Here is a 12,829-nt window from a genome sequence, read left to right on the forward strand (position 1 = left end):
CCCGCCCCGGACGCGCTTCCTACCTGCCATGATCTCCGACGCGCCCGTCCTGCAACAGTCTTCGGAACCAGCCGAAAACGTCGCCGCGTCCTCGCGGCTGTCGCGGTATGCGCGGCCGATGCTGGGGCTGTTGCTGCCATTTCTGCTGGCAGTTGGCTGGGAGCTCGTGGTCTGGTTCGGTTGGTCCAACGGCCGCCTGGTGCCGCCGCCCTCGCGCGTCCTTGCCACCATCGCCGATCTCGCTCGTTCCGGCGAGTTGATCCGCCACATCGCCGCGACGCTGTGGCGCGTCGGCCTCGGCTTCGCCTTCGGCGTGGTCGCGGGTACGCTGCTTGGTGCCATCTCCGGCTATTGGTCGCTGGCGCGGCGGCTGCTCGACCCCACCGTGCAGGCGCTGCGCGCGATTCCTTCGCTCGCCTGGGTGCCGCTGTTCATCCTCTGGCTCGGCATTTTCGAGACGTCCAAGATCGCGCTGATCGCGGTCGGCGTGTTCTTCCCTGTCTATCTCGGTGTGATGGGCGCGATCCTCTCGGTCGATCGCAAGATATTCGAGGTCGGACGCGTGTTCCGGCTCTCCGGCCCGGCCATGATCCGCCGCATCCTGCTGCCCGCCGTGCTACCGGCCTATGTCGTGTCCTTGCGCGTCGGTCTCGGTCTGGGCTGGATGTTCGTCGTCGCGGCCGAACTGATCGGCGCTTCCGAAGGCCTCGGCTATCTGCTGCTCGACGGCCAGCAGCTCGGCAAGCCCGCGCAGATCATGGCCGCGATCGTGATCTTCGCCATCCTCGGCAAGCTCACTGACTGGCTGATCGAGGTCGCGGCCGCGCCGTTCCTGCGCTGGCAGGACGCGTTCGGCCGCACGAAGGGAGCTTGAGGCAATGCTGGCGCTCGATCGGGTCAGCAAGACTTATCCCAATGGCGTGCAGGCGCTGGCGCGCTTCTCCGCCGACGTCAAGCAGGGCGAGATCCTCGCCATCATCGGCGGCTCCGGCTGCGGCAAGTCGACGTTGCTCCGCGCCATCGCCGGCCTCGATCGCGCGAGTTCGGGCACGGTGACGCTCGACGACGAGGCGATCAGTTCGCCACATGCCAAGATCGGCATCATCTTTCAGGAGCCACGGCTCCTCCCCTGGCTCAGCGTCGCCGACAATATCGCTTTTGGACTCGCCGATGTCCCGGCGGCCGAGCGGCGCGAGAAGGTGGCGCGCGCTCTCGAACGCGTTGGCCTTGCTGACAAGGCGCAGGCCTGGCCGCGTGAGCTCTCCGGCGGACAGGCGCAGCGCGTCGCAATCGCCCGCGCGCTGGTGCCGCAGCCGGAGGTGCTCCTGCTCGACGAGCCGTTCTCGGCGCTCGATGCCTTCACGCGGCGCGACCTTCAGGATCATCTGCTCGACCTCTGGGCCGACACGCGCCCGACCTTGATCCTCGTCACACACGACGTCGACGAGGCCGTGGTGCTGGCCGACCGCGTGCTGGTGATGCGGCCCAGGCCGGGGCGCCTGTTCGACCAGATCGAGATCAATCTCGGCCGGCCGCGCGACCGCAATTCGCCGCTGTTCGAGAATTTCAAGCGCAGTGTGCTGACGTCACTCGACCGTTCGCTCGACCGCAACGTGCCCGACCGTGACGCAACCCAGGGTCCCGGTCAGGCCATGTGGTGGTGACATTTTCGCTCTGAGCCGGTACATCGAGAGCGATTTTTCCGGGAGAGAACAAGATGGACGCCGCAGAACTGCGCCAGATGCAGGCCCCGATCAAGGAGCGTTACAAGACCGATCCCAAGACCGCGATGATCACGCTGAAGGCCAAGGGCTCGACCGACAGCGAAGGCATCGCCTGCAAGGTCGAGACCGGCCGCGCCATCGCGATGGCTGGTCTGCATCCCGCCACCGGCGGCTCCGGCCTCGAACTCTGCTCCGGCGACATGCTGCTCGAGGCGTTGGTCGCCTGCGCCGGCGTCACGCTGAAATCGGTCGCGACTGCGATCGAGGTGCCGCTGACCACCGGGAGCGTCTATGCCGAGGGCGATCTCGATTTCCGCGGCACGCTCGGCGTCGACAAGGAGACTCCGGTCGGCTTCGCCGAGATCCGCCTGCGCTTCGAGGTCGATACGCCGGCGCCGCAGGACAAGCTCGACCTCCTGCTGAAACTCACCGAGCGCTATTGTGTGGTCTATCAGACCATCAAGAACGGCCCGAAGGTTTCGGTCTCGATGCAGCGGATGTAGTGCCGCCTTCCCCCTCGACGGGGCGGGCAAGAAGAAAAAATGCCGGCCGAACTCTCCTACATCCTTTTCCTCGTGCTGCGCATGGCGGTTGCGGCCGCCTTCGTGGTGTCGGCGTCCATCATCACCGAGCGCTCCGGCCCGGTGATCGGGGCACTTGTGGCGACGCTGCCGATCTCGGCGGGGCCGTCTTATGTCTTCCTCGCGATCGACCATGACGCCGCTTTCATTGCGCAGGGGGCGCTGTCGAGCCTGCCGATCAACGCCGCGACGATTTTCCTGGGGCTGACCTACGTCGTGCTGGCGCAGCGGCATAGCTTTGCCGTGAGTGTCGGGAGCGCGGTAGCGGTATGGATCGTGCTGGCGTCGATCATCCGTCTGTTCGACTGGACGTTGACGGCTGGGCTCGCCGTCAACCTGGTGGCCTTCGGCGTCTGCATTCCGCTGCTCGCACGGTACCGGCATGTGAAGATGCCGCTGGTGACCCGCCGCTGGTACGACATCCCGTTCCGCGCCGCGCTGGTCGCAACGCTGGTTGCGATCGTCGTCTCGACTTCGGGCTGGGTCGGCCCTCGCGTCTCCGGAGTCATCGCGCTCTACCCGATCGTCTTCACCAGCATGATGGTGATCCTGCATCCCCGCATCGGCGGCCCTCCGACCGCTGCCGTGCTCGCCAATTCCGCCTGGGGCCTGCTCGGATTCGGCATGGCGATTGCGGTGATGCACGTCGCAGTGGTGAACTTTGGATCGGCGGTAGGCCTCCTGCTTGCGCTTGCAACTTGCGTGACGTGGAACCTGACACTGTGGTGGAATGGACGCAGAACTCGGCGCCTTCAAGCGCAAGCATCCGGTCCCGATATTTTGCGGTGATCAGCCGCGTAGTTCTGCGGTGTTCGGCTGCGCGATCCCGCTGCCATCGTTAATTTAATCTTTGTGACTTGCCCGTAAATGTACGCTTCAGCTGTCGAGGCACCCAACCTTGAACGTGGGCCAGTTCGACCGGTGCACCGTGAGTTTAGGACGAGTCGAAAACTCTCGAGCGCGAAGGCGATGCCGCCCCGTGGTGCGAGACGATTTCTCAACGAGGAGATATTTGGATGTTCGGGCGCAAGTCCCATGCTGATGCACAGGCGCGGCTCGACGCCATCGGCCGTTCGCAGGCGATGATCGAATTCAAGCTTGACGGCACCATCATCACCGCCAACAAGAACTTTCTCGACGCACTAGGTTATCGGCTCGACGAAATCCAGGGCAGGCATCACTCGATGTTCGTGCCCGTCGGGCAGCGCGACAGCGCCGAGTACAAGGCGTTCTGGGCTGCATTGAACCGCGGCGAGTATCAGGCACGCGAATTCAAGCGGATCGCGAAGGACGGTCGCGAGGTCTGGATCGAAGCATCCTACAATCCGGTGCTCGACGGCGATGGCAAGACTGTGATGGTTGCCAAGATTGCGACCGACATCACCGCGAAGAAGATCCGGAGCATGACGGACGCATCGAAGATCGCCGCCATCAGCCGTGCCCAGGCCGTCATCGAGTTCAAGCTCGACGGCACCATCGTCTCCGCCAACGAAAATTTCTGCAAGGCGCTCGGCTATTCGCCTGCCGAGATCCAGGGCAGGCATCACGGCCTTTTCGTGGCCGAGGCCGACCGCAACGGCACGGCCTATCGCGAATTCTGGGCCGCGCTCAACCGCGGCGACTACCAGACCGGCGAATTCAAGCGAATCGCCAAGGGCGGCAGGGAAGTGTGGATTCTCGCTTCCTACAATCCGCTGCTCGACGAGAACGGCAAGCCCTATGGCGTCGTCAAGTTTGCAACCGACGTCACCGCGGAGAAGCTGAAGAATGCCGATCTGGCGGGTCAGATCTCGGCGATCGACAAGGCGCAGGCCGTGATCGAGTTCAACATGGACGGCACGATCATCACCGCCAACGAGAACTTCCTGCACACGGTCGGCTATTCGCTGGCGGAGATCAAGGGCAAGCATCACAGCATGTTCGTCGAGCCCGGCGAGCGCGACGGCCCCGCCTATCGCGAGTTCTGGACCGCACTCAACCGCGGGCAGTACCAGGCGGCCGAATACAAGCGGATCGGCAAGGGCGGCAAGGAGATCTACATCCAGGCCTCCTACAATCCGATCATCGATCTCAACGGCAAGCCGTTCAAGGTGGTGAAATATGCCACCGACACCACCAAGCAGGTGCTGGTTCGCATGGGCAACGAGCGCGTCCGCGGCATGATGGAATCGGTCGCCGCCGGCTCGGAAGAGCTCAATGCCTCGGTGCGCGAGATTTCCGAGGCGATGACCAAGTCGCGCGAAACCGCGATGAGCGCCGTGGACCAGGTCGCCGCCGCCGATGCTCAGGCTCAGCGCCTCACCGAAGCGGCGCAGGCGATGAGCGGCATCGTCGAGATGATCAACAGCATCACCGGTCAAATCAACCTGCTCGCACTCAATGCCACGATCGAGTCGGCCCGTGCCGGTGAAGCCGGTCGCGGCTTTGCCGTTGTGGCATCCGAAGTGAAGAGCCTCGCCAACCAGGCCAAGCAGGCGACCGACAAGATCGCCCAGGAGATCGGCAGTCTCAACGGCATCTCGGGCGATGTCGTCGGCGCGCTCGGCTCGATCAAGCAGGCGATCAACAACGTCAGCGAATACGTCACCTCCACCGCGGCTGCCATCGAGGAGCAGAGCACGGTCACCAACGAGATGTCGACCAGCATGCAGCGTGCCGCCGCAGAGGCCGCGGCGATCACGGCAAGAGCGTAACCGGCCCAGTCACTGCTTCGGCAGCTTGGCCTTCAACGCATACAGCGCATCAAGCGCCTCGCGCGGCGACATCTCGTCGGGGTGCAGCGCCTTCACCGCGTCCATCAGCAGCTCGGCCTCGGTCGGCGGCGCGGCTTCGGCGGCCGCGCGCGAGGGGACGGCGAACAGCGGCAGATCGTCGGCAAGCGCCCGGGCGGTCTGGCCGCGGTCCTGTGCCTCCAGCTTTGCCAGTACGGATTTGGCGCGCGTGATCACGGCCGGCGGCAGGCCGGCGAGCTTGGCGACCTGGATGCCGTAGGAGCGGTCGGCCGAGCCCGGCAGCACCTCGTGCAGGAATACGACATTGCCTTGCCACTCCTTCACCCGGACCGTCGCGTTGAACATGCGCGGCAGCTTGGTCGAGAGCGCGGTCAGCTCGTGATAATGCGTTGCGAACAGCGTGCGGCAGCGGTTGCTCTCGTGCAGATGCTCGATCGCGGCCCAGGCGATGGAAAGGCCGTCGAAAGTCGCGGTGCCGCGGCCGATCTCATCGAGGATGACAAGCGCGCGTTCACCGGCCTGGTTGAGGATCGCGGCGGTTTCGACCATCTCCACCATGAAGGTGGAGCGGCCGCGCGCGAGATCATCGGCGGCGCCGACGCGCGAGAACAGGCGGTCGATGATGCCGATCCGCGCGCGCGTCGCCGGTACGAAACTGCCGATCTGCGCGAGCAGCGCAATCAGCGCGTTCTGGCGCAGGAAGGTCGATTTACCCGCCATGTTCGGACCGGTGAGCAGCCAGAGCTGGCCGGACTTTTGCGCTGGCGTGGGCGAGAGATCGCAGGCATTGGCGATGAACGGCTCGCCGTTACGCTTCAAGGCCTGCTCGACCACGGGATGGCGGCCGGCCTCGATGGCAAAGCCGAGCGAGCCATCGACCTCGGGCCGCACATAGTGCTCGTCGACGGCGAGCTTGGCCAGCGAGGTCGCCACATCGAGCAGCGCAAAGCCTTGCGCCGCCGCGCGCAAATCGTCGCTGATCTCGAGCGCCCTGGCGCAGAGCCGCTCGAAGATCTCGAGCTCGAGGTTGAGCGCGCGATCACCGGCATTGGCGATCTTAGCCTCGATCTCGCCAAGCTCGGAGGTCGTGAAGCGCACCTGGCCCGCCAGCGTCTGGCGATGGATGAAGGTCGCGTTCAGCGGCGCCGACATCAGCTTGTCGCCATGCTGCGCGGTGACCTCGACGAAATAACCGAGCACGTTGTTGTGGCGGATCTTGAGGCCCTTGACGCCGGTGTCGTCGGCGTAGCGCGCCTGCATCGAGGCCACGACCAGGCGCGAGGCATCGCGCAGGTTGCGCGCTTCGTCGAGCGCCGGCTCGTAGCCGGCACGAACGAAACCGCCGTCCCGCTTGATCAGCGGCAATTGTTCGTCGAGCGCGCGGGCGAACTCGGCGGCGAGCTCGCGCGAAGGCCGCTGCAAAGCGGCCATCACCACGGCGATCTCCTGCGGCGGCTGGTCGAGCTCGGACAACCGCGCCAGCACCTGGTCGGCGGCGAGGATGCCATCGCGCAGGCCGGCAAGATCACGCGGTCCGCCGCGGCCGACCGAGAGACGGGCCAGTGCCCGCGACATGTCAGGCGCGCCGCGCAGGATGCTGCGGATGTCTTCGCGCGTGGCTGCGTCAGCGACGAAAGCGCTGACGGCATCGAGCCGCCGCGCGATCGCCGGCGCGTCGGTCAAAGGCGCCGCCAGCCGCTGCGCCAGCAGGCGCGAGCCGGCCGAGGTCACGGTACAGTCGATCGCATCGAGCAGCGAGCCGCGGCGTTCGCCCGCGAGCGTCCGTGTCAGCTCGAGATTGGCGCGGGTGGCCGGATCGATCGCCATGGTCGCGCCCGAGGCTTCGCGCGCGGGCGGCGACAGCGGCGGATGCTTGCCGACCTGGGTGCGGTCGACATAGGTGACCGCGGCGGCGGCAGCCGTGGCTTCCAGCCGCGACAGCTGCGCCAGCCCGTCCATGGTCGCGACGGCAAAGTAATCGCAGAGGCGCTTTTCGGCTGTGGCCCCATCGAAGACGTCGCGGGTCACCGGGGTCACCGCCGGCAGCTCACGCAAGGTCTGTCCGAGTTCGCTATCGCTATAAAGAGCGTCGCTAACGATGGCTTCGTTCGGATTGATGCGCGCCAGTGTCGCGGCGAGCTCGCCGCCCGAAACTTCGGTGACCGCGAATTCGGCGGTGGAGATGTCGATCCAGGCAAGGCCGAAGCGATCGCCGCCGGTGGACGAGCGCGCCCGCGCGATCGCCAGCAGGTAATTGTTGGCGCGCGCGTCGAGCAGCGTGTCCTCGGTGAGCGTGCCCGGGGTCACCAGCCGCACCACGCCGCGGCGCACGACGCTCTTGTTGCCGCGCGCTTTGGCGGCGGCGGGATCCTCGGTCTGCTCGCACACCGCGACCCGGTGGCCGGCGCTGATCAGGCGGTGCAGATAATCCTCGGAGCGCTCGACCGGTACGCCGCACATCGGGATGTCGTTGCCCTGATGCTTGCCGCGCTTGGTCAAGACGATGCCGAGTGTTTTCGAGGCGATCTCGGCATCCTCGAAGAACAGCTCGTAGAAATCGCCCATCCGGTAGAACAGCAGCAGACCCTGATGTGCCGCCTTGATCTCGAGGTACTGTTCCATCATCGGCGTGACGCGCGGGGCGGCTTCCGCTGGCTGCGCGGGAACGTCGTCGGGCGGCGGTAGGGGTATCGGCTGTTGGACTGTCATGAGCGGCGCAACCTACAAAATTTCGCCTCCTGCTCCTATGGCTTTGGCCTGCGAGGGGAGGTTTTCCACGTTGTCCGCACCGCGGCATGCGTTGCCGGCGTGCGCACCCCGGGGAAGACGCAGAAAACCGTCAATTGACCTGCCGCGGGCGCCCTCCTAAAACTCCGCCGACATCAAGGAATTCTGGCCGAACCGCGGCATTCAGGGAGAACAGCGATGCGTGACGTCTTTATCTGCGATGCCGTGCGGACCCCGATCGGCCGTTTCGGCGGCTCGCTCGCCAAGGTGCGCGCCGATGACCTCGCCGCGGCCCCGATCAGGACGCTGATGGCCAAGCACCCCAATCTCGATTGGGCACAGGTCGACGAAGTCTTCTTCGGCTGCGCCAACCAGGCCGGCGAGGACAACCGCAACGTCGCGCGCATGGCGCTGCTGCTTGCCGGGCTTCCGGACTCGGTTCCAGGCCAGACGCTGAACCGGCTCTGCGCCTCCGGCCTCGATGCGGTCGGTGCCGCGGGCCGCGCCATTCGGTCGGGCGAGGTCGAGCTTGCGATTGCCGGCGGCGTTGAATCCATGACCCGCGCGCCTTTCGTGATGGGCAAGGCGCAGGAAGCGTTCTCGCGCTCCGCCGAGATCTTCGACACCACCATCGGATGGCGCTTCATCAATCCGCTGCTGAAGGCGCAGTATGGCGTCGATGCGATGCCGGAGACCGGCGAGAACGTCGCCGAGGAATTCCAGGTCTCGCGCGCCGACCAGGACGCCTTCGCAATCCGCTCGCAGCAGCGAGCGGGCAAGGCGATTGCTGCTGGCTATTTCGCGGAAGAGATCACCCCGATCACCATTCCCGGTGGCAAGGCCGGCCCGACCACTGTTGACAAGGACGAGCATCCGCGTCCCGAGACTACGCTGGAAGGTCTGGCGAAACTGAAGCCGATCGTGCGCAATCCCGGCACGGTCACGGCCGGCAACGCCTCCGGCGTCAATGACGGCGCCGCCGCGATGATCCTCGCCTCCGAAGCTGCCGTGAAGAAGCATGGTCTGACGCCCCGCGCGCGAATCCTCGGCCTCGCCTCGGCCGGCGTGCCGCCGCGCATCATGGGCATCGGCCCCGTGCCCGCGACCCGCAAGCTGATGGAACGGCTGGGCAAGAAGATCACCGATTTCGATCTGATCGAGCTCAACGAAGCGTTCGCTTCGCAGGGCATCGCCTGCATGCGCCAGCTTGGCGTCGCCGATGATGCCGATTTCGTCAATCCGCATGGCGGTGCCATCGCGCTCGGCCATCCGCTCGGCATGAGCGGCGCGCGCCTCGCGCTCACCGCCGTGCACGGCATGGAAAAGCGCGGCGGCAAGCTCGCGCTCGCCACCATGTGCGTCGGCGTTGGCCAGGGCGTCGCCGTCGCAATCGAGAAGGTGAATTGAACTCTTTCCTCGCCTCTCCCCCGCACGCGGGGAGAGGTGAGGAGTCCTGGTGAGAGGCGAGCATGATCATCGAACGCGAGCAGGACGTCACGACCGCCGCTCTTGCGGTGATGGAGCGGACGTCCGATCCGCGGATGCGTCAAATCATGGTCTCGCTGGTCAAGCACCTGCACGGCTTCGTGCGTGACGTCAGGCTGACCGAGAAGGAATTCCGCGACGCCACCGCCATCATCGCCGAGCTCGGCAAGCTGACCACCGACACGCATAACGAAGTCGTGCTGATGGCGGGCTCGCTCGGTGTCTCGCCGCTGGTGTGCCTGCTCAACAACGGCGATCAGGGCAACACCGAAACCGACCAGTCGCTGCTCGGCCCGTTCTGGCGGTTGAACTCGCCGCGGGTTGAGAACGGCGGATCGATCGTCCGCTCCGAAACCCCGGGCGCGCCGCTGTTCGTCAGCGGCCGCGTCGTTGACAGGGACGGCCGTGCGGTCGCCGGTGCGGAGGTCGACGTCTGGCACGCCTCGCCGGTTGGCCTCTACGAGAACCAGGATCCCGAGCAGGCCGACATGAACCTGCGCGGCAAGTTCACGACCGACCAGGATGGCCGCTTCGCCTTCCGCTCTGTGATGATGATCGGCTACCCCATTCCGACCGATGGCGTGGTCGGCCGCCTGCTCGAGGCGCAGAGCCGGCACCCTTATCGTCCCGCGCACCTGCATGCCCTGATCTTCAAGCCGGGCTTCAAAGTGCTGATCTCGCAGGTCTACGATCCCAACGACCCCCATATCGACAGCGACGTGCAGTTCGGCGTGACACAAGCGCTGATCGGCAAATTCGTGCGTCACGAGACGCCGCATCCGACCGCGCCTGATGTCGCAACGCCCTGGTATTCGCTCGACCACACCTACCGGCTCGAGGCCGGGGAAGCCGTGTTGCCGCGTGCGCCGATCAAATAGGATGCCGGCCGAATGCCGGGTTCGGGAAGGCGCTGAACCCGCTTCCCCAAATTAGTTATATCCTATAATGATTGGCGCAAATCTGGTTCGGCTGGCCCAGAATGGCCGGGGAGGAGTTCGCCAATGACATTCATCTATCCCACAGGCAGCAACAAGGCCCATCCGCTGCCGCTGTCGCCCGAGTACAAGAGCTCGATCAAGCGCGCACCGAGCAAGCCCTTGATCCCGATGCGCCACACGCTGTCGGAACTCACCGGCCCGGTCTATGGCCACGAGACCGTGCGCGAAGGCGACGGCGACCTCACCACCCAGCACAAGGGCGAACCGCTCGGCGAGCGCATCATCGTGCATGGCCATGTCCGCGACGAGGACGGCCGCGGTGTACCCGATTCTCTGGTGGAGATCTGGCAGGCCAACGCCTGTGGCCGCTACGTCCATGTCCGCGACCAGCATCCGGCGCCGCTCGATCCCAACTTCACCGGCGCGGGCCGCACCGTGAGCGATGCGTCAGGCTATTACCGCTTCGTCAGCATCAAGCCGGGCGCCTATCCCTGGGGCAATCACCACAATGCCTGGCGCCCTGCCCATATCCACCTCTCGGTGTTCGGCCATTCCTTTGTCAGCCGCCTGGTGACGCAGATGTATTTCCCTGGAGATCCGCTGTTCCCGTTCGATCCGATCTTCAATTCGGTGCCGGACGAGAAGGCGCGGATGCGCATGGTCTCGTCGTTCGACCTGGAGAATACCAAGCCCGAATGGGCGCTGTGCTATCGCTTCGACATCGTGCTGCGCGGCAAGAACGCCACCCCCATGGAGAACCACTAACGTGCAGGATTCTGTGAAGCCCGACGGGATCACGCCGTCGCAAACCGTCGGCCCGTTCTTCAAATACGGCCTGACGCCGACCGGCGAATATTCCTGGAACGACGCCTTCACCAGCTCGACGCTGACTGCAGACGTCTCCGGTGACCGCGTTCGTATCGAGGGCCGGGTGCTCGATGGCGACGGCGCCACGGTGCCCGACGCCATGCTGGAGATCTGGCAGGCGGACGCGCAGGGCCGCTACGCCGATCCGCAGGACAAGCGCGCGCTGCCGAACGCCAGCTTCCGCGGCTTCGCCCGCTGCGGCACCGACAAGGACGGCAATTATTCCTTCGACACCATCAAGCCGGGCGTCGTGCCCGATCCTGACGGTAAGCCGCAGGCGCCGCACATCGTTCTGGCCGTGTTCGCGCGCGGCATGCTGCGGCACCTCTATACCCGCATCTATTTCAGCGACGAGGCCGGCAACGCCGCCGATCCCGTGCTGGCGCTGGTTCCAGCCGATCGCCGCGCCACGCTGACTGCGGTGCGCGAGACCGGCAAGGCCGTCTACAAGCTCGACCTGCGCTTGCAGGGCGACAACGAGACGGTGTTCTTCGACATGTGACGCGCTGTCCCGGTGAAGGCCGGGCCGCAGCAGTCATTGTTGCGCGAGAGTCATGGCCTGCCTTCGCCAAACTATGCTGCCGTGATGGGGTCCCGGATCTGCGCTTCGCCTGTCCGGGACGCAAACAGAGGGTGTAGCGCTTCCCTGGGTGATCGTGCAGAATGTGCGCGGCACCGGGGGGCGCGACTCATGACATCCTCACAATTGCCGGCGGTCGCTGAGCCCGGTTACCTGACGGCTGCGCTGCGCAAGGCCGGCGCGCTGGACGCGGGCGCGGTGCGCGAGGTGAAGGTGCTGCATGAGCGCGACACCGTGGTCTCGCACATCACCAGGCTTGGTCTGCGCTATGTCGGGGAGTCCGCCGGTTCGCCGCAGACCCTGGTTCTGAAGATGGCGCAAGCTGGCTTCGCTCGGACGCTTGCGGATCGCGGCGAGCACGAAGTCGCCTTTTACACGCAGCTCGCCCCGAACATGCCGCCGGGATTCGTGCCGCGCTGCTTCGACGGGCATTTCAATGCGGAGAGCGGGAAATGGCATCTCCTGCTCGAAGATCTCACCGACAGTCATGAACTCGCGACTGTCCCGACGGTGCCACCTTCGCGAGATCAGTCGATGGCCATCGTCACGACCTTGGCGCGCATGCATGCGGCATGGTGGAATCATCCTCGCCTCGGCGAGACCGTCGGCACCTGGGCGAGCGCCGAGGACAGCGCAGCGCATTTGGAGACCTTCGCCGGGCATTACGATCGCTTCGCCGACGAGCTCGGCGATCGCTTGAGTGAGGAACGGCGCATCCTTTATCGCCGTCTCATCGAACAGTCAGCACGGCTGTCGCAGCGCTATCATTCGCACCGCCACGTCAGCATTGTCCATGGCGACGCGCATACCTGGAATTTCCTGCTGCCGCGCGCGGACGTCGCCGACACCGTGCGTATCTTCGATTTCGACCTGTGGGGCATCAATGTGCCCACCCACGACCTCGCTTACATGATGGCGATCCAATGGTATCCGGAGCGCCGGCAGGCGCTCGAGCGGCCGCTGCTCAATCGCTACCACGAGACGCTGCTCGCACATGGCGTGGCCGGCTACACGCGCGGCGCGCTCGATCAGGATTACCGCTGGTCGGTGCTCTGGCACATCACCAAGCCGGTCTGGCAATGGGCCATCAACATCCCGCCGGGGATCTGGTGGAACAATCTGGAGCGGGTGATGATGGCGGTCGAGGATTTGGGGTGCGAGGAGTTGCTGTAGGGGCGGCGCGCGTGCAGCAATC

At 65.5% G+C, this 12,829-nt stretch carries 11 protein-coding genes; 10 read left to right on the forward strand and 1 reads right to left on the reverse strand.

Translation table 11 applies throughout. The features are described 5' to 3' along the window. Positions 1-28 precede the first annotated feature (28 nt). The 5 genes from ACVIIW_RS10710 to ACVIIW_RS10730 all read left to right on the forward strand — a co-directional run bounded on the left by ACVIIW_RS10710 (position 29) and on the right by ACVIIW_RS10730 (position 4,998). Positions 29-874 carry an ABC transporter permease gene (locus tag ACVIIW_RS10710; protein WP_456700706.1) on the forward strand — a complete coding sequence of 282 codons (846 nt, stop codon included), beginning with the start codon at positions 29-31 and terminating at the stop codon, positions 872-874. Positions 875-878: 4 nt separating this feature from the next. Then, positions 879-1,664, forward strand: a complete 786-nt coding sequence (locus ACVIIW_RS10715) for an ABC transporter ATP-binding protein (protein ID WP_456700707.1) — start codon at positions 879-881, stop codon at positions 1,662-1,664. Positions 1,665-1,717: 53 nt separating this feature from the next. Then, on the forward strand, positions 1,718-2,227 hold the full coding sequence (locus ACVIIW_RS10720) for an OsmC family protein (protein ID WP_456700708.1): 510 nt from the start codon (positions 1,718-1,720) through the stop codon (positions 2,225-2,227). 39 nt (positions 2,228-2,266) lie between these two features. Continuing rightward, complete coding sequence (locus ACVIIW_RS10725; protein WP_456700709.1) at positions 2,267-3,094, forward strand: hypothetical protein; 828 nt, start codon at positions 2,267-2,269, stop codon at positions 3,092-3,094. 227 nt (positions 3,095-3,321) lie between these two features. Then, positions 3,322-4,998 carry a methyl-accepting chemotaxis protein gene (locus ACVIIW_RS10730; protein WP_456700710.1) on the forward strand — a complete coding sequence of 559 codons (1,677 nt, stop codon included), beginning with the start codon at positions 3,322-3,324 and terminating at the stop codon, positions 4,996-4,998. 9 nt (positions 4,999-5,007) lie between these two features. Here the strand turns inward: ACVIIW_RS10730 and mutS are convergent, their stop codons facing one another. Continuing rightward, positions 5,008-7,746, reverse strand: a complete 2,739-nt coding sequence (mutS, locus tag ACVIIW_RS10735) for a DNA mismatch repair protein MutS (RefSeq protein WP_456700711.1) — start codon at positions 7,744-7,746, stop codon at positions 5,008-5,010. Positions 7,747-7,962: 216 nt separating this feature from the next. Here mutS and pcaF point away from each other — a divergent pair, with 216 nt between their 5' ends. The 5 genes from pcaF (at position 7,963) to ACVIIW_RS10760 (ending at position 12,807) form a co-directional block, all read left to right on the forward strand. After that, positions 7,963-9,171 carry a 3-oxoadipyl-CoA thiolase gene (pcaF, locus tag ACVIIW_RS10740; protein ID WP_456700712.1) on the forward strand — a complete coding sequence of 403 codons (1,209 nt, stop codon included), beginning with the start codon at positions 7,963-7,965 and terminating at the stop codon, positions 9,169-9,171. A 62-nt stretch (positions 9,172-9,233) separates the two neighbouring features. Further along, positions 9,234-10,127 carry a dioxygenase family protein gene (locus ACVIIW_RS10745; RefSeq protein ID WP_456700713.1) on the forward strand — a complete coding sequence of 298 codons (894 nt, stop codon included), beginning with the start codon at positions 9,234-9,236 and terminating at the stop codon, positions 10,125-10,127. Between the two features lie 123 nt (positions 10,128-10,250). Then, the gene (gene pcaH, locus ACVIIW_RS10750) at positions 10,251-10,952 is read left to right on the forward strand and encodes a protocatechuate 3,4-dioxygenase subunit beta (protein WP_456700714.1); all 702 of its coding nucleotides are present in this window, start codon (positions 10,251-10,253) and stop codon (positions 10,950-10,952) included. A gap of 1 nt (position 10,953) precedes the next feature. Beyond that, positions 10,954-11,556, forward strand: coding sequence for a protocatechuate 3,4-dioxygenase subunit alpha (gene pcaG, locus ACVIIW_RS10755; RefSeq protein ID WP_456700715.1), 603 nt, complete (start codon positions 10,954-10,956; stop codon positions 11,554-11,556). A gap of 189 nt (positions 11,557-11,745) precedes the next feature. After that, positions 11,746-12,807 carry a phosphotransferase family protein gene (locus ACVIIW_RS10760; RefSeq protein WP_456700716.1) on the forward strand — a complete coding sequence of 354 codons (1,062 nt, stop codon included), beginning with the start codon at positions 11,746-11,748 and terminating at the stop codon, positions 12,805-12,807. Positions 12,808-12,829 lie beyond the last annotated feature (22 nt).

It is taken from the genome of Bradyrhizobium sp. USDA 4449, assembly GCF_054056275.1.

Bases quoted from the DNA above. Each gene is read 5' to 3' on its own strand.
- ACVIIW_RS10710 (WP_456700706.1), top strand. From the start codon at position 29: ATGATCTCCGACGCGCCCGTCCTGCAACAGTCTTCGGAACCAGCCGAA.
- ACVIIW_RS10715 (WP_456700707.1), top strand. From the start codon at position 879: ATGCTGGCGCTCGATCGGGTCAGCAAGACTTATCCCAATGGCGTGCAG.
- ACVIIW_RS10720 (WP_456700708.1), top strand. From the start codon at position 1,718: ATGGACGCCGCAGAACTGCGCCAGATGCAGGCCCCGATCAAGGAGCGT.
- ACVIIW_RS10725 (WP_456700709.1), top strand. From the start codon at position 2,267: ATGCCGGCCGAACTCTCCTACATCCTTTTCCTCGTGCTGCGCATGGCG.
- ACVIIW_RS10730 (WP_456700710.1), top strand. From the start codon at position 3,322: ATGTTCGGGCGCAAGTCCCATGCTGATGCACAGGCGCGGCTCGACGCC.
- mutS (WP_456700711.1), bottom strand. From the start codon at position 7,746: ATGACAGTCCAACAGCCGATACCCCTACCGCCGCCCGACGACGTTCCC.
- pcaF (WP_456700712.1), top strand. From the start codon at position 7,963: ATGCGTGACGTCTTTATCTGCGATGCCGTGCGGACCCCGATCGGCCGT.
- ACVIIW_RS10745 (WP_456700713.1), top strand. From the start codon at position 9,234: ATGATCATCGAACGCGAGCAGGACGTCACGACCGCCGCTCTTGCGGTG.
- pcaH (WP_456700714.1), top strand. From the start codon at position 10,251: ATGACATTCATCTATCCCACAGGCAGCAACAAGGCCCATCCGCTGCCG.
- ACVIIW_RS10760 (WP_456700716.1), top strand. From the start codon at position 11,746: ATGACATCCTCACAATTGCCGGCGGTCGCTGAGCCCGGTTACCTGACG.